We start from the raw sequence: 19,138 nt of genomic DNA on the forward strand, positions 1-19,138 counted from the left end.
AGCCGGTTCTTTCGTCAAAAATTTCGTAAAAACGTCATTAAAATGTTATAGTTTCGTTCTATAATATAAGAGACCCAGCAAGGAAGAGTGATGTTTTTTCAGAAAAAAGAACCCGAGGCCTTAGGAATTTTACGTCAAGAAATCGAAACGCTTAAAGCCGAAAACGCTTTACTTAAGGAACTCTCTTTGTTTTCGCAAGAAGAGATGATCGTAGTACTCGACGCTTCCAAATCGATCGTTATGCAAAACGATTTGGCACGCGCTACGATACAAGAGCCGCAAAAATTAGCCGCGCTTTTAAACGAATCGATGCAAAATATTAGCATGGACGGATGTCAAGGAACGTTGCGAAGCAAACGTCTTAGCGAAGGATGGGTCGCTTACAGCATCATCAAAACCGACGTGCGTAACGCCAAAGACAGTCATATTCTCTCGATGCATCAAGATTCTATCTCCGGTGCGCTTAAAAATTCGCAACAAACCTTTTCCGAAATCTTGAATGATTTAAAGACGATGAAAGAAGAGTCGTCGCAAATCTCAAGCGAAGCGCGCGACGGACTAAGTTTAGCGCATAACGCTTCTTCGGCGATGGATACGTTAAGTGTGTTGATGAGCGACGTTGTCGGTAATGCCAAATCGCTTTCGCAACGCAGCGGTGAAATCTCAAGCGTGGTACAACTCATCGAGGATATTGCCGATCAAACCAACCTTTTAGCTCTCAATGCCGCTATCGAAGCCGCAAGAGCGGGGGAACACGGACGGGGATTTGCCGTCGTTGCCGATGAGGTACGAAATTTGGCGGAACGAACGCAAAAGGCCACCAAAGAGATTGCGATGGTCGTTAAAACGATGCAACAAGAGTCCGCCCAAACCGAACAAAGTACCGCCGAAGTCAATCAAATCGCACAAACGACCAAAAAGCAAACGGACGAGCTTACGACCAAAATCGTCTCTTTCGAGAAAAACGCAACGCGTTCGGTTTTTGAGGTCGATCATCTGAGCGATAAAATCTTCGCATCTTTGGCAAAAATCGACCACGTCATCTATAAAAATAACGTCTATTCGCTACTTTTCGGCGAAAAAAACGAGTTTAAGGCCGTTACGCACCATGAATGCCGTTTGGGACATTGGTACGAAAGAGGTATCGGGAAAGAGGAATTTCATGCGATGCCTTCGTATGCTAAGCTTGAAAATCCGCATGCCAAGGTGCATGAGATCGCCAACCGTTTAGCCCAAGAGTGCGGCGAAGGAAAGGCAATCTGCTCGAAGGCGCACATCGAAGAGATGGTATCGCAAATCGAAGCGGCAAGCGGCAGTGTTTTTGAAAGCTTAGACAGTATGGTTGAAGAAAAAGCTAAAAAATTAATGTTGGAAGCAAAAGATCGCTTATTCGATCGAACGATAAAGGGTGCATAATGGCGAAAACGATAAAAGTTGCTATCATCGACGATGAGCAAGATATTTTGGATATGATCGAAAAGTATTTAAGACGACTCGGCGGTTTTGAAGTGGACGTCTTTAGCAACCCGACCCATGCGTTAACGCGCGTGGACGGGAAGTACGATATTGTTTTCTTGGATATTATGATGCCTCAAATGGGCGGATTGGACGTCTTAAAAGCGTTACGGGAAAAAGCACCCGATTTGAAGATCGTCATGATGACGGCATACTCGACGTTGGATAAAGTGCTTCAATCGCACCGCGAAGGCGCAACGCACTACATTATGAAACCGTTTTCTTCGATGAAAGTGCTTGAAGAAAAAATCCGTGAGCTTGTCAAATAGTTTCGATGGAAGAGGAACTTTTAGAAAAAATCCGCGATCTTGAGCTCGAGCTCGAGTTACTCAAACAGCAAAACAGACGCATTTTAGAGTGTGCCGTCGAAGAAAAACGTTCGCTTGAAGCATTGGCAAAAAAAGCACAGCTCTACTTTAACAATGCCGATTTGGGTTACGTCGTTTTAGACGCAAACCAATGCATCGTAGACGTGAACGAAACGTTTACGACGCTTTTGGGTTATGCCAAGGAAGAGGTGCTTTCTTCGGAAATGCGAATACTTTTTTCTAGAGCTAAGCAGTACCAAGAGTGGTTTAGCAAAGTAACGGCGTCCGAGTCTTGCGCCGGATTGTGCCATCTTGAATACCGTTTTCGCAAAAAAAGCCGACATTCGTTTTGGGCGGAACTTTTCGGACGTAGTTTTATCGACGATCATCGCACATTGATGATTTGGAGTATTCGCGACATAAGCCAGCGCGTCAAATCGCGCAATATTATCGATAAGCTAAGCCGCAAATATCAAAAACAACTGCGCGATTTGGAGACCTTGCTCGACATTATCCCCGTTCCCGTTTTTATCAAAGACCGTTATTTCCGTTACATCGGATGCTCTCGCTCGTTTTGCGAGTATTTCGGTTTAAGCAAAGAAGCGATTATCGGCAAAACCGCGTTTGATTTGTATCCGATAGAGATTGCAAAACGGCTTTTACGCAAAGATCAAGAGATGCTCGAATGCGTGCATCAAGTCTATAAAATCACGACGGTTTCGCCGGCGACGGATAAAGAAGTCACGCTTGAAATTCAAAAAAAACAGATGATACGAAACGGGCATTTCGACGGCTTCGTCGGCGTTTTTATCGATATGACCGAATCGGAAAAACAAGAACTCTATTTGCAAAACCGCATTAACGAAGAGGTGAAAAAAAACCTTCAGATTCAAGCCGCTTTCCAAGAAGAGATGATTCAAAACGCTAAATTTAGCGCGATCGGACAGATGGCGGCGGGTATTACGCATGAGATCAATACACCTTTGACGTACGTGAAAGGCAATTTTGAGATGCTTTTGGAAGATATGGAGGCGTTTATGCCCGATTCCGCGCGCAAGCGTACGATGCTAAAAGACGCCAAAACCATTCAAGAAGGACTCGAGCGCATCGAAAGCATCATCGAAACCATGCGTGAAGCGTCGCAGAAAAGTCGGGAACAAAAAGAGCCGACCAATCTTTTTGAAAGCGTCGTTTCCGCACTGATTTTGTCGTTCAATCGCATGAAACAAGTGGTCGGCGTGCGTTTAAACGAACGTCTTTTTACCTTGCAGATGCCCAAAAACGCCTATACCTTTACATGTACGGTTCAAAAGCAACGTATCGAGCAAGTGTGGATTATCATCGTGAACAACGCACTCGACGAATTGATTAAGATGAGTACGTTTGACGAACGTCAATTTGAGATCACGCTTCGTGAGGAAAACGGGTTTGCGATCGTGCGTTTTCAGGATAATGCGGGCGGCATCGACGCCAAAATTTTACCGCGTATTTTTGAGCCTTTTGAAAGCAGCAAAGAGAGCTCGGGTATCGGCATCGGTTTAAACATCGCACGGCAGATCGTGCTTCAAAACGACGGCGAAATCGTCGCTTACAACGAAGGCGGCGGAGCGGTGTTCGAGGTTCGTTTTGCTCTTACGGAACGTTCAAAACGGTTTTATTCGGACGATTGAACTTTAAGATCCAAACACAGAATTTTTTCACGATCGCCCAAGGTAAATTTTTGCGCAAACGTGCGGCATAAGCGTCCCGAAGCGCGCGAGATGTATTTTTGGCTCAAATAATTGCCACGTTTGGACTCTTTGGTAATGTAAAAATACTCTTTTAAAGCGTGGTTGTCGCCCTCTTTAGCGGGACGGAAAAATTCGTTCGTATCGGAGCAGATAAACGTATCGCCCTCTTGAATGCCGGTATAGGCGTTAATGCAGTAAATTGCCTCGATCGCTTCAAATTGCTGTAAAAAAACGCTTAAGTCGCGAAGCCCCGTTCGCGTAAACGATTTGATAATGGCTTGCGTATACGATTTGGCGTTTTCTATCAGAAGTTCTTTATGAAGCATCGATTGTTTGACATTGCTCGTATGCAACTCTCCGATAGCGGTAATCTTTTCATTGAGAAGCTTTTCGTCGTAGAGAGCGGCGGAAGGTCTTGCAAACCAAAATCCTTGAAAGAGGTCGATATTGAGCTTTAACGAGCGTAAAATTTCGCCTTCTTCTTCAACGCCTTCGGCCAAAACCAATGCGCCGATGTTAAAGCACATGTTGGCGATGGATTTTAAAATCTCTTTGTGGATGAAGTTGTGATGCACGTTAAAGACCAACGATCGATCCACTTTAACGATATGCGGGCGAACCGAGGAGATGCGGTCGAAGTTGGCGTTTCCGGCACCGAAATCGTCCAGTGCGATTAAGAAGCCGCGTTGTTTATAAAACGTGCAAAACTCTTCTAAACGTTCGGTATTTTGGATTTGGTACTCTTTGATTTCGATAACGACATGTGAGGGCGGAATGCCGATATCGTTGGCAAGTGCGCAAAAAGCAAAGTCCTGGAAACGAATCGTCGTGTCCAAAAGATGCGACTCGAAATTGAGAAATAAAAGCAGTTCGGGATTGGCTTTCAAAAGCGGTTTAAACGACTCTAGGGCTTTAATGCGAGCGTGTTTGTCGAGCTCGAACGAGAGGTTTTCTTTTTTGGCTTGATCGAAAATAAAAATCGGCGAAAGCGGCTCTTGGTTGGCGTCATATGCGCGCATTAACGCTTCGACGCCGATGACTTTCGCGCTTCGAATCGAAATAATCGGTTGAAAATAGATCATAATGCGGTTGTCTTGAATTAAGTGTGAAACCACGAAGCACCCTTTTGTCAAACATTAGACGGGCATTATAACGAGGCAGAGCAAGCGTGAATGATTAAAATTTAATCAGTAGGTTTTGCCGACGCCGCTAGCAAATGCTTACGCAAGAAGCGACGACCATGCGACGATCAGTTTTTCCAAAGTCCATGCAGCGTTGGCGGGGCTGGTTGAAGGAAGCGTTTGTGCGGGTAGTTTCGTGAGCGGTTCGCAGTGGATACGGTAGAGTTTTGCCGCGGTTTGACCGTTGCAAAAAATACGTTCGATACGCGCGGCGTGAAGCACGCTTTGCAAGTCGTTACCGCAGGCGTTTTGGATCGTTGCATCGCTTGAGCCGACGATGTCGCAACATCGGATGACGTCCCAAATTGCAATGCCGCTTGCGTGTAAAAGTGCTTTTTTGGCTTCAAGGTCGCACGGCGGCTCTACGCCGTGCAACGCGGCAATTACCTTCCAAAAACGGTTTTGCGGATGTGCGTAGTAAAAGGCTTCTTCCCGCGATTTCACCGAAGGAAACGAACCCAAAACGAGCACGCGCGACGTTGCGTCGTAAACGGGTTCGAAGGGATGAAAGAGCATGTTTTTCCTTTGTCGATAATCGACATTTTAACGTAACATGTCAAGCTTCGCGTCGTATTCTTTGGTTTGAACCTCAAAGAGTCCTAAAATCGTATGAAATAAATTGTCGTGTGAAAAGGCGTCGTTTTGTTTGGCTTTGAGTTCAAGCGTCTTTTGCGGTCGATAAAAAATCGCCGGAATGTGTTTTTGCGCATCGGGAGCGATCATGTAGGGAAGTCCGTGCAGGTAAATACCGTTTTCGCCTAACGATTCTCCGTGATCGGAAGCGTAAATGAGCGTCGTGTCATACTTGTCTTCGTTGGCTTTTAAAAGCGAGATCGTTTTATCGAGAATAAAGTCGGTATACAAAAGGGTATTGTTATACGTATTGACGATCTGTTCTTGCGTGCATTTTTGCAAATCTTGCGTATCGCATGTCGGCGTAAAGCGTTTAAACGCGTCCGGATAGCGTTTAAAATAGGTCGGACCGTGACTGCCTTCTTGGTGTAAAACGATAAAGGTATCTTGATAGCTTCGATCGACGCTTGCTTGAAAATCTTGCAATAGAACATCGTCAAATCCGACGCCGTTAAACTTTTTGACGTCTTGCATGCGCTTGGCGACGTCTTTATCGCCTCCTGAGTTGTTGTCTCTCCAAAGGATGCGTACGCCCGTTTTATTTAAAACGTCGACCAAGTTTTCGTAAGACTCTTTGTCGCTACTCCACTCTTCTCGCGTAAATTTGGAAAACAAACACGGAACGGATACGGCGGTCGCCGTGCCGCAAGAGTAAAAATTGGAAAACGAAACGACGTCGTCTCGTTTGGATAAAAGCGGATTGGTCGGTATTTCATAACCGTTGAGCGAAAAATTTTGTGCACGCGCCGTTTCGCCGACGACCAAAACCACCAATTTCTTTTTGACATGTTCGGGTTTGATCGCATCGGCGGCAATGACGCTTAGATGCGGTTTGGTTTTAAGGTTTTTGGCGATAAATTTTCCTAAAGAAGCAAGCGGATAATAGGGATTAAGGTACATCTTTAATTCATGATGATTGCGAAAAAAAGAGCTATATGTTTTGCTGGTGCTTAAATAAATACCCGTAATGCTGACCGATAATAAAACAATAACGACGGCTCTTTGCAATAACTCTTTCGTATAGTTTTGAAAGTGTAAAGGTGCTTTTCGAATGACCCAAAAAGCGAGTGATAGTGCCGTAAAAACGTAAAAAAGAAGTTTAAGCGTGATCAAATCGAAAACTTCTTCCGTATCGGTTTGCGCCATATTGGCGTACATGTTACTATCGAAAACGATGCCGTATGTGTCGATAAAATAGGCGCAAAGCGTTCCTACTACGATAAAAAACGCAAGCATGACGCGAAAACCCAAGCGATGTGTCGGAAATAATACCACATTTAAAAGGAGCATCAACAGTAAAAACAGAACAAGCGGTGCGGAAAAAATGATGAGATAGTTGTGTTCGTTTGCCGCATACGTAAAAAGTTTTGAAAAAAAAGTCATATTGAAAAAAAGTGTTATCCCCAAAGCCAGTAAAGCGATACTACGCTGAGAGTATGATCGAACAACAAGTTTTAACATCGAAAAATCCCCTAATCGTTTGATGATAGGGAATTTTAAAAAATGAAAATGAATCGAGAATGAATTTAAAACGAGATGCGGATATGCGTGAAACGATCTTTTTGCGAGTCGATACGAATCGTCAATCCGTGTACGTCGACGATAGCTTTAACCAACGCTAATCCCAAACCGCTTCCCTTCACGTCGTCTTTCGTACGGGAGCTTCGGTAAAAGGGCTCAAGGATATGTTCCAAATCTTCCGCGGCAATCCCCTTGCCCTCATCGCGTATCTCAAAGAAGGCTTGAGAGAGAAACAGATGAACGCACGTTTGAGGCGGCGAGTATTTGATCGCGTTATCGATGAGATTGAGGAACATAATTTTTAAAAGCGTCGCATTGGCACTGCGGGTGGTAGGCTCGATATGTTCTAGTTCTAAAGATACGTTTTTTTGGTGTGCGAACGCGGTTTTTTCCTGAAGGGCTTCCAAAAGAATTTCATCGACGTAAACCTCTTCGAAATGGCTTTGAATATCGCGCGAAGTGTTGCTCGATAAAAAGAGGATTTTCTCGATGACTTCTTGTAGCGAGACGATCTCTTTTGCGACGTTGCGTAAAATCATACGGTACTCTTCCGGGCTTCGCTCTTTGCGCAAACCGACTTCAACTTCGCCTTTCATAATCGTCAGCGGCGTTTTGAGTTCATGCGAGGCGTTTTGTCCGAACTGCTTAACTTGGTCGTACGCGTGGCGGAGTTCTTGTAAAAGCGTATTGAACGTATCGATGAGGTCATCGATTTCGTAAGCGATGCTTGTTTTAGGAATGATGCTTTTTGTATCTTGCGCACTGAGGCGTTTGGCCGTTTGAGAGACCGCTAAGACGGTTTTGAACGATTTGGAAATAAGTGCATACGTGAGGACCAAAATCATGGTTAAAAGGACGGAAAAACCGACCCATAACGTGAAGGTAAGTTCTTGAATCTGAGGCGTGTGTTTTTCGTACGGAAGCGCACATACGATTAAAAGCGCATGATCGTTTTGTTGGTCTAAAAGCATCGTTGCGGTGCGGATTTTGCGGTGTGGCGCGTCGCTAAAAGACGAGAGCGCAAACGCGATAGGTTGATGCTTGCGTACTACGGTTTCGCGTTGTTGAAACGCGACGTCGATCGTGCTTTCTTTGAGGTCTAATGAACGGGTTGCGTAGTTGATGACCCGAAGGTCGTTATCGACGCGAAAGAGTTGTGCGTAAAGTATCGGAACGTCGAACTCCTCTTTGACTTCGTCCGGTGTTTTGTCGATGGTTTCGGGGTGTTCCGAATAATCGTGTTTAATATCTTTTAAAACCGTTGTCAGCGTGGCGTCGAGCGACTGGAGATACGAGCTTTCAAACGTATGAATGATGGCGTATCCAAAGCCGTAAAAGAGCAAAAAAAGAATCAAAAAAAAGGTGAAAAGAAGCCTTGTTTTAAAATTCGAGATAAATTTAATCATGGATCGAGTACCCTAAATTGCGATACGTCGTAATGAGCTTTTCGTCAAACGGTTTATCGATTTTCGTACGTAAACGGTACATGTAAACCGAAACGATGTTACTGTTAACCGTTTGATCGTTATTAAACAGATGTTCTTGAAGCGTTTTTTCTTCGACGATCGTTCCTTTGCGACGCAAAAGATACTCCAAAATCGCAAACTCTTTAGCCGTCAGAAGAATTGATACGCCGGCACGTTCGACGGTTTTATTCAAGGGATTGAGTTCCAAATCTCCCGCGCGAAGCGATAAGTCTTTGTGCTCGTGTTTGCGCAATTGGGCATAAATGCGCGCTAAAAGCTCCTCAAAGCTAAACGGTTTGGTCAGATAATCGTCCGCGCCGCTGTTTAAAAGCGTGACTTTATCATTAATGGTACTTTTGGCACTAAGCATAATGATCGGTACGGCGTTTTTTTGAGCGCGAAGCGTTTGGCAGACACTGTCTCCGCCTAAGCCTTTGAGCATAATATCTAAAACGATCAGATCGTAGTTCGTGCTTTGGGCTAAGTAGATTGCGTCTTCGCCGTTATCGCAGGTATCGACGCAAAAATACTCCTCTTCCAAACCTTTTTTTAAAAACGAGACGATTTTGGGATCGTCTTCGACGATTAATAATTTCATCGGAGATCTACCTCCTTTTTTTAAAGTAGGCATCGAGGCTGAAGATCGCCAACGCGATCCAAATCAAAACAAAAGTCGTTAATTTTTCGGGAAGCAAAACTTCGTCGTAGACGAAAATCGCCAATAAAAAAGAGATCGAAGGACCGATGTATTGAAAAAACCCGATGTGAATGAGCGAAATGCGTGTCGTTGCGGCATTGAACCATAAAAGCGGTACGACCGTAACGACGCCGGCTAAGAGAAGAATCCACGACGTACGATCGAGCGGTAGGACAAACGCGTTTTGATCGGTTAGTACCAAATAGACAAAATACAAAAGTGCGATCGGAAATAAAATGAGCGTTTCGACGTAAAGCCCCGTCATCGCCGGAAGGTTGATTTTTTTGCGAATCAGCCCGTAAAAAGCAAAGCTAAAAGCCAATACCAGCGAGACGATCGGTAGCGTTCCTAGCGTAACGAGTTGGTAGACGATCGCGGCGATTGCCAAAGCGATAGCGATTTTTTGCCAAAAAGAGGGGCGGTCTTTAAAGACAATGATGCCCAGTGCAAAATTGACCAAAGGATTGATGTAGTAGCCAAGACTCGATTCGGCAATCATATTGTGCGAAACCGCCCAAATAAAAACCAGCCAATTGAGCGAGACCAAAAGTGCGGAGAGCACCAAGTATTTGAGTTTTGAGAGATCACGTATGAGAAGCTTGAAATGTCCCATCTGCTTACTAAAAAGAATCATCGCATAGAGTAAAACGACCGACCAAATAATACGATGCGCCAAGACTTCTCCGGCACCGACATGGCTGAGGAGTTTAAAATAAATCGGTATCAGACCCCAGAAACCAAATGCCAATACCGCATATAAGTAACCGCGTATCTCTTCGGAATGCGTTTGCATAAAAACCAACTTGTAACGTAAAGGATGGACGTATTATAGACGAAATCAACTTATAAGTAAAAGTTAATTCGCTTTATTCATAATATTTTTCACTTAGGAATTGTTATAATGCGAAAAAGGGCGGAGGTGTGACAATGACGCTTAAATCAAAGTTATTTATTTTCATGTCGGCACTTTTTATCCTCTTCTCCACGTTCGTGTGGATGTATTCCTCGTTTTTGTTCGATAGCATCAACGAAACGTGGGCAAAACATTTTATCGCTAAAGAGCGCTTAAACGACGAGAGTCAAAGCCTTGCTTCGTTTATGTCTCAAGAGGGCGTACATACGTTTTTTAGCGACGCTTCGGGCGTCATACAAAACCTACATGTCAAGACAAACGACAAAAATACTTCCGTAGAAACTTTGGGAACGATTTTTACGAAATCCGGCGACAAAGAAGCGATTTTCAAAGCGATGCAAGCCATGCTTGATCCGACAAAAGACGTGCAGACTTTATGGGTCGATTATCACGACGCGAGGCATCTTTTATGCGTCGACCTTGTGCCCGATAGGACATGGTTTCGTTTAACGCTTATTGATGCTAAAGAGTTGGTTTTACTCCGCGATTTTACGATTTTTCCGATGTTAAGCGCACTTTTTTTAGCGGCATTGTTTGCGGTCGGTTTGGAGTTACATGTACTCATTCTCTCTCCGCTTGCGCAACTCAAAGAGGCGATGCATCATGTTCAAAACGGTCAGTACGCCACCAAGCTTCATTTGGTCGGAACGGCGGAAATTGCAGATCTTTCGCGTCAATTTAGCGATATGGTCGCTTACGTCAATGCAAACAATCGCTCTTTAGAAGCGAAAATTCACGAGCGTACGCAAGCGATTCGCGAAAACGAAAATAAACTCGCTACGATTTTAGATACGGTGGAAGCCTATATTTATATCAAGGACGAAACCTACCGCTATCGCTATGCCAATCGCAAGACATGCGAGTATTTCGGTCGGTCGTTAGAGGAGATTATCGGGCGGGACGATAGTGCCTTTTTTGAAGAAAAGACGTTTCAAGCGATACGTCGTGCCGATGTGGAAGTTATCGAAATGGGGCACAAGATAACGCTGGAAGAACACAATACGACGATGCAAGGCGATACGGATCGCATTTTCTTATCGACCAAAATTCCTTTGTGCAAAGAAGACGGCTCTATTTATGCCTTATGCGGTATTTCGACCGATATTACCGCTCAAAAACAAAACGAAGCGATGATCAAAAAATTAGCGTTTCATGACATGTTAACGAAACTCCCCAATCGAAGGCTTTTTGACGAGCGTTTGAATTTGGTTCTTTCGTTGAGCAAACGAAGCCTTCGATACAATGCTTTAGCGGTAATCGATTTGGATAATTTCAAAACCTTAAACGATCAAAAAGGGCATCAAGCCGGAGACGTATTGTTGATTCAAGCAGCAAGTAGGCTTCAAACGTGCGTTCGTGAAATCGACACGGTTGCGCGTTTCGGAGGCGATGAATTTTTAGTGTTGCTGTCACAATTGGAAGGCAATCGTGAAGCCGCTTGTCGTGAAGCGCAAAAAATCGCATGGCATATTTTAGAGACTTTAGCCAAGCCCTACGTGATTGAATATGATAATGAAGGAGTCGCGCAGACCGTGACGCATCATTGTACGGCGAGTATCGGAGTGTATGTTTTCGGTTATGAAAAAGAGGATAAAATGACGATCTTTAGCAGAGCGGACACCGCGATGTACGAAGCAAAACAAACAGGGCGCAATCGCGTCGTCTGTTACAAGGAGACGGTATGATTAAAGTTTACGGTATTTTAACATGTACAAGCGTGAAAAAAGCGACGGCATTTTTAAAAGCACACGGGAAAACGTACGCGTTTATCGATTTGAAAAGCGTTCCGATCGAGGCGGCAAAACGCAAAGAGTGGCTTTCAAAACAGAGTATGGCAACGCTTTTCAATACGAAAGGAACGAAGTTTAGAACGCTAGGTCTTGACAAAACCATGAGCGACGCGCAAAAAGAGGCATGGCTGGAAAAAGAACCTTTATTGTACAAACGTCCCGTGATCGAGTGCGAAGACGGAACGGTGGTTGTCGGTTTTGACGAAGAACTCTATTTGAAAAAATTTGCCTAAGCCCGTTTGGCACTAGAGAGAAAAAGTGCCGCAAGGAGCAAAAAAGCACCCGTAATGCGGTTTTGAATCCGAATCGCGCGAACCGATTTGATGACGCCTTTGAGCTTGGATGCCAAAGAGCTGTAACCGGTCATAACAATAATATCCACACTAATCAGCGTCGCGCAAATAATCGCAAATTGGATCAAGAGCGGCTTTTCGGGGCTTAAAAACTGCGGAATAAAAGCGACCAAAAAAACGGTCGCTTTGATGTTCGTAAGATTGATGAGCGTGGCTTGAATATAAGCTTTTTTAGCGGAAAAAGCTTTGATGCGTTGCGTATCGCTCGGTAAACTCGGTTTTTCGATAAATTTGATGATACCTAAAAAAACGAGGTAGATAACGCCGATCCATTTGATGATGGAGAAAAGAAGTACCGATTGCATGATGATAGAGCCGAGTCCGATGACGACGACGAACGTTTGAAGAAACAAACCCGTTTGAAGTCCGAAAATTGCGGCATACGAACGTTTTAATCCGTACTTAAGACCGTAATTCATTGAAACGACCGCACCCGCGCCCGGAGAGACGCTAATCAGAATGGAAGCCAATAGCATGGTCAACCAAATATCAAAAGACATAACCCATCCTTTAAAGCAAATGAGCACGCATTGTAACATAGCTTCGATCAAGAGAGCCTTTGGCGCGTATTGATAAATAGGCGTTCGTGTGGTACAATCCGCTCATATTTTTAAAGGAGCGTGATGGTGCGAAGGGTTTGGATAGCGTATATCGCGACCATAAGCGTCTTTATCGTTGCGCAAGTCGTCTATCTTTCGCAAACGCGCTCTTTGGATGCGCAGGCTTTGATCAAAAAAGAACACATCAGCGCATGGGTCGGCTTGCCGGATTTGGCGTTGGTCAGCGAAGCACATTACGTAAGGCATCGAAGTATGAGCGATCTTTTTTCGTATTTTAACGAATCGCCCGAATTGTTAGAGTATTTTCCTTCAACTTTCGTCTATCGCCCTAATGCGCTTGAGCCTTCTTCAAGGATCGAATATGCTCGCTAATATCAATGTTCTACTGCTTGATTACGCTTTAGGTTCTTTGAAGCGGCAAGGCGGGAAAAGCATTTTTATTTTTCTCGTGCTTTGCCTTTTAATCTTTCTTTTGGCATCGGTTTTGATGATTGCCGATGCGATTAAATTCGAACTCAATACGACCTTAAAAACCCTGCCTCAGATTACGCTTCAGCGTTTTGTCGCAGGAAGACAAACCAACGTTTCCGTCGAGCGCGTCGATACGATTTTAGCGTTAAACGGCGTCGAGCGAGCGATACCTCGCGTTTGGGGGTACTACTATTTCAAACCTGCGGGTGTGAATTTTTCGATCGTAGGTATCGATGCGTATGAAGAACCTTATAAAAAACGCTTAAGCGAGTTGACCCGAACGTTTGATCTCTCAACGCTCGAAAAAGAGGGCGGTATGATCGTCGGCGAGGGCGTTCAAAACGTCTTACGAGAAAATTACTATAGCGATTTTTTCAATTTTATTACGCCTAAAGGCGAGCGGTATCCTCTTAAAATCGCGGGTGTTTTTCACTCCGATATTGCGCTAGAGTCGAACGATTTGATGTTGGTTCCCAAACAAGCGGCGTATACGATTTTCGGCATGCCTCCCGAAGAAGCGACCGACATCGTCGTCCATGTCAGCAATCCCGTCGAGATTCCGACGATCGTTCAGAAAATTACCGAACGCTATCCCGATTTGCGCGCGATCACGCAAGATGACCTTCGCATCAGTTATCAAAATATTTTTGACTATAAAAGCGGTTTTTTTCTTTCACTTTTTATCGTATGTGTTTTTGCCTTTTTTATCGTGATTTACGATAAAGCCAGTGGGCTTAGTTCTGAAGAAAGGCGTGAAATCGGCATTTTGAAAGCGTTAGGATGGCGTATGAGCGACATTGTGCATGCGAAGTTTTACGAAAGCTTCGTGATGGCGTTAAGTGCGTTTTTGACGGGATTTTGCGCGGCACTTTTTTTCGTTTACGTGTTACAAGCACCGCTATTGCGTTCCGTTTTTATCGGTTATTCCGAGCTCAAACCCCCGTTTCGTTTACCCTTTAGCGTGGACGTTAAAATGATCGTGCTGCTTTTTTTCCTCAGCGTACCCGTTTATATCGCAGCGACTTTAATTCCCTCATGGAAAGCCGCAAGTTTAGACGCAGACGAGGTGATGCGATGATTTGCTTGCATCACGTGTGCAAGCGTTTTGCTCAAGGCGACGAAGCGATCGAAGCGTTAAAGGACGTCTCTTTGGAAATCGCCCAAGGCGAATGCGTGGTGCTAAGAGGTGCGAGCGGAAGCGGCAAAAGTACGTTGCTCTCGTTAATCGCGGGTTTGGCACAGCCGAGTTCGGGCGAAATACGCGTTTTAGATCGTGAAATTTCCAAATTACCCGAACACCTTAGCGCGCTTTTTAGACGTGCCCATATCGGGTTTATTTTTCAAAAGTTTCATTTAATCCCAGGATTAAACGTTGAAGAGAACGTGATCGCACCGCTGATCCCCGCCAATCTTCCTTTACATGTCTTGCATGAAAAAGCGCGTATCAAAATGGAAGCCTTACATATCGATTCCAAAGCCAAACGCGATGTAAAACGCCTCTCGGGCGGCGAACAACAACGCGTCGCCATTGCTCGGGCATTGATTAACGATCCTGTTTTGATTTTAGCGGACGAACCGACCGCCAATTTGGACGCAAAACTCTCCGCTGAACTGATCGAACATCTTTACATGTTAAAACAAAGCGGCGTAACGTTGCTGATTGCGACGCACGATCCGCTGTTTTTCGATTTAGATTTCGTCGATCGCATCGTTGAGCTTAAAAACGGACGTATCGTATGAGCTTAACGCCGGAAATTATCGCACTTTTACTCCTCGATGCCGTTTTTTTACTCTTTGGAGGGATCGCATTCGTATTAAGTGCGGGTATCGCGTGGCGTTGGAGGAGCAACGAAACGACCGAATTGCAGTATGCGTTGCATCGCCGGAGTTATTTGGTTTCGGTCATTATCAACTATATTTTTATGCTCAAAATTCCTTTGTTTGCTTTTTTTATCTATACATGTGACAAACTCTCAGCGATCATTACGGGAGCGATGTGTGCGAGCGGGGTGGTCAATTCGGTCGATTTCGGGCTTTACTTGACGCTTTTTAAGATCGTCAATCTCTACGTTTTCGGCTTTTGGCTTTTGCTCAACGATGCGGATATGAATGACGAAAAGCTTCCGTTTACGCGGTTGAAATTTATTCTTTTTATACTCTTTTTCATACCGCTTTGTGTGGAAATCGGTTTAGAAATCGGCTTTTTTACCTCTTTGAACGTCAGTAAAATCGTCAGTTGTTGCGGTACGCTCTTTTCGGCATCGAGTACCTCTTCGATTTCGTTACTCTTTAGCGTCGACGAAAAAATTTGGATGATGATTTTTTACGGATGTTTCGCGTTGAGCGTTGCGGCTTATGCCAGTCGATCCCCTTTAGCGTCGGTAGTTTCAAATCTCTTGTTGGCGCTTTTCGCGTTGATCGCGCTTATTTTGTTTTTTAGCCCTTACGTATACGAACTGCCCACGCACCACTGCCCGTTTTGTCTTTTGCAAAAAGAGTATTTTTACGTCGGCTATCTTTTATACGCGCTTTTGTTTTCGGGAACGTTTTACGCGGCGGCGGGCGGCGTACTCGACTTGGTGCAAAAACGCTATACGAAACGTTTCTACCGCTTGAGCCTCTTTTTCAATACGGTATACGTGATCGGCATTAGTCTGTATCCTTTAAGCTATTATTTACGCAATGGAGTGTGGTTATGAGACGGTATCTTGCAACGGTACTTTTGGTGGTATTTCCTCTTCTTTCCCTTGGCGGACTGTTTTGGTTTTTGTCCGTTTCGCATCGTCTTCCAAACGAGATCGTCAATAAAGAAGCCAAAGCATTGGATTTTGAGGACAATACCTTACAATGTCCCGTGTGCCATATGTATCTTGTCGGGAAGAACGATACGGCGCAAATCATTACCGCAGATCGTAAAACGCATTTTTTCGATGACGTCGGATGTGCGATTTTATGGCTTAAAGAGCAAAAAATAGAGCCTCGAAACGTCGTATTTTGGGTTTTCAGCGGCGATACGAAGCGCTATATCGATGCCTACGGAGCTTTTTATTCCATCGACGATAAAACGCCGATGCTTTACGGTTTTCGCGCGTACGAGCAGTTTAGCCAAGGACGTATCGGGTTTGAGACGATGCGGCTTCGAATGCTTCGCGGCGAGACGATGCAAGATCCCAAAGTCAGACAAAATCTTCTACAAGGACGTTAATATGAAAGTAGCCATTAGCGGAGCGAGCGGTTTTGTAGCCAATGCGCTTAAAAAAGCATTTCCCGATTTTGTAGCGATTGAACGCGGCGACGATGAAGCAAAAATCGTCCAAAAGCTTCACGGCGTCGATGCGGTTTTTAATCTTGCGGGTGCTCCTATCGCGGCACGTTGGGACGAAGCGTATAAAAAGGTGCTCTATAGCAGTCGTATCGAGACGACGAAAAAACTGGTCGCCGCCGTCAATCAAAGCGACGTCGGTCGTTTGATTTCGACTTCCGCCGTCGGCATTTACCGCAATAACGTTGCATGCGACGAGACCAACGCTCGGTACGGAGACGATTTTTTGGCGCATCTCGCGCTTGATTGGGAGGCGGAGGCGCAAAAATGTACCAAACCGACTGCGATTTTACGTTTTGGCGTCGTGCTGGGAAACGGAGGCGCGTTGGAGAAGATGTTGCCGGCGTTTCGTATGGGGCTTGGCGGCATTATCGGTGACGGACGTACGGTAATGAGCTGGATCGATATCGACGATTTGGTGTCGATTTACGATTTTGTGTTAACGCATCGGCTTGAAGGCATTTACAACGCCACCTCTCCTCAACCGCTCAGTAATTTTCATTTTACGAAAATTTTGGGAGAGGTATTGCACCGACCGACCTTGATTCCCGTTCCTTCATTTATTATTAAAATGCTTTTCGGCGAGGGTTCGTGTGTTCTCTTGGATAGCAAAGAAGCCTATCCCAAAGCGTTGCTGGCACAAGGATTTACGTTTGCGTATGCGGATGCGAAGAGCTCGCTAACGAAGATACTTGCTTAACGTTTTTCCATCAAAAGGCGAATGCCAAGCCCCACCATCACGACGCCGGAGACGGCGTCCAAACTTTGCCGCACGCTTTTTTTGGTAATAAAGCCGTTGGCGGAGACGATCGTATAGACCAAAATCGCCTGCCAAATCGTTCCGACGATAAAGTGTAACAAGGCTAAAAAAAGCGATTGGGCGAGGGCGGAGTGCTCGTGGTTGATGAATTGCGGTAAAAACGCCATATAGAAAATGACGGCTTTGGGATTAAGAACGTTGGATAAAAAGCCTTCCCTTATTGAGATCCAAAACGAAAACGGTTTTTTTTCGACCGCCTTTTGATGCACTTTGGTGCTGTTCCACAAGGATTTGAAAGAGCCGATTCCAAGCCAAATCAAATACAAAGCCCCCGCGATTTTCAAGACCGTAAACGCCGTTGCCGAGTATAAAAGCACCGCCGAGATTCCCACTGCCGAGAGCGTAGCGTGCACAAAGAGTCCCGAACAAATCCCCAAACTGGAAACCAATCCGTCTTTGGCACCGCCTCGAAGCGTGTTGCGAATAACGATCATCGTATCGGCACCGGGCGTCATCGTAAGAAGCGTAATAGCAATCAAAAACGTCAGAAGATCAATCGGCATACTTTTTCCTTAGCGTCTCTTTCCGTGAGCAAAGACGGTAAGAGCTTTGACAAAATAAGAGACTTCTTTCATAACCCGTTAGAACAAGAGTTGCGAGGCATAGCATATCACTTTTTGAAACTAAAAACATCGCCATAGCTTTGGCTATGACTCAATTTTGAGTTTTAAAAACTAACACACTCTGTTCAAACTCTTTATATTCTAAGGGTTATGAAAGAAGTCTAAGAAAAATTTTACTCCGATACGACTGAAAAGCTCTTGACATATTATTTGAAAACGGTTATCATTTCAATAAATTAACCAAAGAGGATGACATGTCGGAATCGTATTCAACGCTTCATGAGATCAGTCGACGTTTTGATTCGGAAGATATCGCTTTGCTTTCGAGTCATCCCTATTTTTTCCGTACGATCAATACGTACGAGCTCTTTACGAACTATATTTTTGAGCGCGTTAAACGCCAAAATCCTCATAGCGCGATTAGCTTAGAAAAAGAGAGTATCGTGATTTGTCAAGACGGATGTCCTGAAGCGTTGCATTTGTATCCGACATGGAAGGTGATTGAAAGGCGCGTGGATATCGATGCATGCGACGAAATCAATCAAGCCGTTGCGCGACTCGAATCGCAAGAGTGTAAGCATATCTATTTGCTCTTCCCGCGCAACGAAAATTTTCGCAAGCATATTCCGATCAAAGTTCCTAAACTGGACGCTTTAGGTTTGGAATATACTTTAAAACTCGTACCTTACACGATTTATTAATTCAAAGGAGTTATGGATGAGCATCGGCATTTTTTACGGAAGCACCAACGGCAATACCGCGGAAGCGGCAAGCATGATTCAAAAGCAACTCGGTGCGGACAGTTACGACGTAGGCAAACTCAAGAGCGGCGCAGAATTGGCGCAATACGATTTATTGATTTTGGGAACCTCGACATGGTACGACGGCGAATTGCAAGACGACTGGGAAAGTTTTATGACGCATCTCTCAAAAGCGGATTTAAGCGGTAAAAAAGTAGCCCTGTTCGGTATGGGCGATCAAGAAGGTTACGGAAGCGACTACGTCAGCGCGATGCGCGTCCTTTACGACAAAGCGATCGAACAAGGCGCATGCGTGATCGGTGCATGGGATAAGGAAGGCTATTCGTTTGACCACTCTGCTTCGATCGTCGAGGGAAAATTCGTAGGACTTGCGTTAGACGAAGATAACCAAAGCGAATTGACCGCGGGTCGTATCGATGCATGGTGCAAACAAATCGAAGCGGAAATGAAGGCGTGCGCATGAAAACGCTTCTATGCGCCAACGCACAATCCGTCGAAACGCGTAGCAAAAAAGAGAAACTTCTTTTTAAAGGG

Annotated in this window: 20 protein-coding genes and 2 pseudogenes; 14 read left to right on the plus strand and 8 right to left on the minus strand. The window is 44.8% G+C overall.

The window, feature by feature from the left end; genetic code table 11:
* Positions 1-609: 609 nt before the first annotated feature.
* From UCH003_RS14005 to UCH003_RS01920, 4 genes and pseudogenes are all read left to right on the plus strand, one after another.
* Positions 610-987, plus strand: a pseudogene (locus UCH003_RS14005) (methyl-accepting chemotaxis protein); the annotation flags it as partial.
* Between the two features lie 33 nt (positions 988-1,020).
* Positions 1,021-1,416, plus strand: a complete 396-nt coding sequence (locus UCH003_RS14010) for a CZB domain-containing protein (RefSeq protein WP_231964826.1) — start codon at positions 1,021-1,023, stop codon at positions 1,414-1,416.
* Entirely contained in the window at positions 1,416-1,784 is a 369-nt protein-coding gene (locus UCH003_RS01915) for a response regulator (protein WP_060825224.1), read from the plus strand. Before UCH003_RS14010 ends, UCH003_RS01915 begins: the two co-directional genes overlap by 1 nt.
* Positions 1,785-1,789: 5 nt before the next feature.
* Positions 1,790-3,493 (plus strand): PAS domain-containing sensor histidine kinase, encoded by a 1,704-nt coding sequence (locus UCH003_RS01920; protein WP_060825225.1) that lies wholly within the window; start codon positions 1,790-1,792, stop codon positions 3,491-3,493.
* Here UCH003_RS01920 and UCH003_RS01925 read toward each other — a convergent pair.
* The 6 genes from UCH003_RS01925 to rarD all read right to left on the minus strand — a co-directional run bounded on the left by UCH003_RS01925 (position 3,478) and on the right by rarD (position 9,844).
* Complete coding sequence (locus UCH003_RS01925) at positions 3,478-4,668, minus strand: EAL domain-containing protein (RefSeq protein WP_060825226.1); 1,191 nt, start codon at positions 4,666-4,668, stop codon at positions 3,478-3,480. The two genes, UCH003_RS01920 and UCH003_RS01925, sit on opposite strands and share 16 nt — an antisense overlap.
* Before the next feature lie 105 nt (positions 4,669-4,773).
* Positions 4,774-5,250 carry a DNA-deoxyinosine glycosylase gene (locus tag UCH003_RS01930; protein WP_060825227.1) on the minus strand — a complete coding sequence of 159 codons (477 nt, stop codon included), beginning with the start codon at positions 5,248-5,250 and terminating at the stop codon, positions 4,774-4,776.
* Between the two features lie 27 nt (positions 5,251-5,277).
* The gene (locus UCH003_RS01935; protein WP_060825228.1) at positions 5,278-6,828 is read right to left on the minus strand and encodes a phosphoethanolamine transferase; all 1,551 of its coding nucleotides are present in this window, start codon (positions 6,826-6,828) and stop codon (positions 5,278-5,280) included.
* A 65-nt stretch (positions 6,829-6,893) separates the two neighbouring features.
* On the minus strand, positions 6,894-8,294 hold the full coding sequence (locus tag UCH003_RS01940; RefSeq protein ID WP_060825229.1) for a sensor histidine kinase: 1,401 nt from the start codon (positions 8,292-8,294) through the stop codon (positions 6,894-6,896).
* The gene (locus UCH003_RS01945) at positions 8,287-8,952 is read right to left on the minus strand and encodes a response regulator transcription factor (protein ID WP_060825230.1); all 666 of its coding nucleotides are present in this window, start codon (positions 8,950-8,952) and stop codon (positions 8,287-8,289) included. Before UCH003_RS01945 ends, UCH003_RS01940 begins: the two co-directional genes overlap by 8 nt.
* Before the next feature lie 7 nt (positions 8,953-8,959).
* Positions 8,960-9,844 (minus strand): EamA family transporter RarD, encoded by an 885-nt coding sequence (gene rarD, locus UCH003_RS01950; RefSeq protein ID WP_060825231.1) that lies wholly within the window; start codon positions 9,842-9,844, stop codon positions 8,960-8,962.
* 134 nt (positions 9,845-9,978) lie between these two features.
* Here rarD and UCH003_RS01955 point away from each other — a divergent pair, with 134 nt between their 5' ends.
* Positions 9,979-11,649 (plus strand): GGDEF domain-containing protein, encoded by a 1,671-nt coding sequence (locus tag UCH003_RS01955; RefSeq protein WP_060825232.1) that lies wholly within the window; start codon positions 9,979-9,981, stop codon positions 11,647-11,649.
* On the plus strand, positions 11,646-11,987 hold the full coding sequence (locus UCH003_RS01960; protein WP_060825233.1) for an arsenate reductase family protein: 342 nt from the start codon (positions 11,646-11,648) through the stop codon (positions 11,985-11,987). The genes UCH003_RS01955 and UCH003_RS01960 overlap by 4 nt, the downstream gene beginning before the upstream one ends.
* On the opposite strand, the gene UCH003_RS01965 is transcribed toward UCH003_RS01960, so the two are convergent.
* Complete coding sequence (locus tag UCH003_RS01965) at positions 11,984-12,607, minus strand: LysE family transporter (protein WP_060825234.1); 624 nt, start codon at positions 12,605-12,607, stop codon at positions 11,984-11,986. The genes UCH003_RS01960 and UCH003_RS01965 overlap by 4 nt on opposite strands.
* A gap of 123 nt (positions 12,608-12,730) precedes the next feature.
* Here UCH003_RS01965 and UCH003_RS01970 point away from each other — a divergent pair, with 123 nt between their 5' ends.
* From UCH003_RS01970 to UCH003_RS01995, 6 genes and pseudogenes are all read left to right on the plus strand, one after another.
* The gene (locus tag UCH003_RS01970) at positions 12,731-13,039 is read left to right on the plus strand and encodes a hypothetical protein (protein WP_039673670.1); all 309 of its coding nucleotides are present in this window, start codon (positions 12,731-12,733) and stop codon (positions 13,037-13,039) included.
* Positions 13,029-14,216 (plus strand): ABC transporter permease, encoded by a 1,188-nt coding sequence (locus UCH003_RS01975; RefSeq protein ID WP_060825235.1) that lies wholly within the window; start codon positions 13,029-13,031, stop codon positions 14,214-14,216. Before UCH003_RS01970 ends, UCH003_RS01975 begins: the two co-directional genes overlap by 11 nt.
* 101 nt (positions 14,217-14,317) lie before the next feature.
* Positions 14,318-14,878: pseudogene (locus tag UCH003_RS01980) on the plus strand (ABC transporter ATP-binding protein); the annotation flags it as partial.
* The gene (locus UCH003_RS01985) at positions 14,875-15,837 is read left to right on the plus strand and encodes a hypothetical protein (RefSeq protein WP_060825237.1); all 963 of its coding nucleotides are present in this window, start codon (positions 14,875-14,877) and stop codon (positions 15,835-15,837) included. The pseudogene UCH003_RS01980 and the gene UCH003_RS01985, both read left to right, overlap by 4 nt.
* Entirely contained in the window at positions 15,834-16,343 is a 510-nt protein-coding gene (locus tag UCH003_RS01990; protein WP_060825238.1) for a hypothetical protein, read from the plus strand. The genes UCH003_RS01985 and UCH003_RS01990 overlap by 4 nt, the downstream gene beginning before the upstream one ends.
* A gap of 1 nt (position 16,344) precedes the next feature.
* Positions 16,345-17,160, plus strand: a complete 816-nt coding sequence (locus tag UCH003_RS01995; protein ID WP_060825239.1) for a TIGR01777 family oxidoreductase — start codon at positions 16,345-16,347, stop codon at positions 17,158-17,160.
* Here the strand turns inward: UCH003_RS01995 and UCH003_RS02000 are convergent.
* On the minus strand, positions 17,157-17,783 hold the full coding sequence (locus UCH003_RS02000; RefSeq protein ID WP_039673661.1) for a LysE family translocator: 627 nt from the start codon (positions 17,781-17,783) through the stop codon (positions 17,157-17,159). The genes UCH003_RS01995 and UCH003_RS02000 overlap by 4 nt on opposite strands.
* Before the next feature lie 314 nt (positions 17,784-18,097).
* On the opposite strand from UCH003_RS02000, the gene UCH003_RS02005 reads away from it, so the two are divergent.
* Complete coding sequence (locus UCH003_RS02005) at positions 18,098-18,544, plus strand: hypothetical protein (protein ID WP_060825240.1); 447 nt, start codon at positions 18,098-18,100, stop codon at positions 18,542-18,544.
* Positions 18,545-18,560: 16 nt separating this feature from the next.
* Entirely contained in the window at positions 18,561-19,067 is a 507-nt protein-coding gene (locus tag UCH003_RS02010) for a flavodoxin (protein ID WP_060825241.1), read from the plus strand.
* The last annotated feature ends 71 nt before the right edge of the window (positions 19,068-19,138 follow it).

Origin of the sequence: Sulfurospirillum cavolei (genome assembly GCF_001548055.1) — a bacterium.
In the GTDB taxonomy this organism is placed as follows: domain Bacteria; phylum Campylobacterota; class Campylobacteria; order Campylobacterales; family Sulfurospirillaceae; genus Sulfurospirillum.

Excerpts from the sequence above, each read along its gene's own strand:
- UCH003_RS01920 (WP_060825225.1), top strand. The coding sequence starts at position 1,790 with ATGGAAGAGGAACTTTTAGAAAAAATCCGCGATCTTGAGCTCGAGCTC.
- UCH003_RS01965 (WP_060825234.1), bottom strand. The coding sequence starts at position 12,607 with ATGTCTTTTGATATTTGGTTGACCATGCTATTGGCTTCCATTCTGATT.
- UCH003_RS01970 (WP_039673670.1), top strand. The coding sequence starts at position 12,731 with ATGGTGCGAAGGGTTTGGATAGCGTATATCGCGACCATAAGCGTCTTT.
- UCH003_RS01930 (WP_060825227.1), bottom strand. The coding sequence starts at position 5,250 with ATGCTCTTTCATCCCTTCGAACCCGTTTACGACGCAACGTCGCGCGTG.
- UCH003_RS01985 (WP_060825237.1), top strand. The coding sequence starts at position 14,875 with ATGAGCTTAACGCCGGAAATTATCGCACTTTTACTCCTCGATGCCGTT.
- UCH003_RS02010 (WP_060825241.1), top strand. The coding sequence starts at position 18,561 with ATGAGCATCGGCATTTTTTACGGAAGCACCAACGGCAATACCGCGGAA.
- UCH003_RS01940 (WP_060825229.1), bottom strand. The coding sequence starts at position 8,294 with ATGATTAAATTTATCTCGAATTTTAAAACAAGGCTTCTTTTCACCTTT.
- UCH003_RS02005 (WP_060825240.1), top strand. The coding sequence starts at position 18,098 with ATGTCGGAATCGTATTCAACGCTTCATGAGATCAGTCGACGTTTTGAT.
- UCH003_RS01960 (WP_060825233.1), top strand. The coding sequence starts at position 11,646 with ATGATTAAAGTTTACGGTATTTTAACATGTACAAGCGTGAAAAAAGCG.
- UCH003_RS01915 (WP_060825224.1), top strand. The coding sequence starts at position 1,416 with ATGGCGAAAACGATAAAAGTTGCTATCATCGACGATGAGCAAGATATT.
- UCH003_RS01990 (WP_060825238.1), top strand. The coding sequence starts at position 15,834 with ATGAGACGGTATCTTGCAACGGTACTTTTGGTGGTATTTCCTCTTCTT.
- rarD (WP_060825231.1), bottom strand. The coding sequence starts at position 9,844 with ATGCAAACGCATTCCGAAGAGATACGCGGTTACTTATATGCGGTATTG.
- UCH003_RS01995 (WP_060825239.1), top strand. The coding sequence starts at position 16,345 with ATGAAAGTAGCCATTAGCGGAGCGAGCGGTTTTGTAGCCAATGCGCTT.
- UCH003_RS01935 (WP_060825228.1), bottom strand. The coding sequence starts at position 6,828 with ATGTTAAAACTTGTTGTTCGATCATACTCTCAGCGTAGTATCGCTTTA.
- UCH003_RS01945 (WP_060825230.1), bottom strand. The coding sequence starts at position 8,952 with ATGAAATTATTAATCGTCGAAGACGATCCCAAAATCGTCTCGTTTTTA.
- UCH003_RS01975 (WP_060825235.1), top strand. The coding sequence starts at position 13,029 with ATGCTCGCTAATATCAATGTTCTACTGCTTGATTACGCTTTAGGTTCT.
- UCH003_RS01955 (WP_060825232.1), top strand. The coding sequence starts at position 9,979 with ATGACGCTTAAATCAAAGTTATTTATTTTCATGTCGGCACTTTTTATC.
- UCH003_RS02000 (WP_039673661.1), bottom strand. The coding sequence starts at position 17,783 with ATGCCGATTGATCTTCTGACGTTTTTGATTGCTATTACGCTTCTTACG.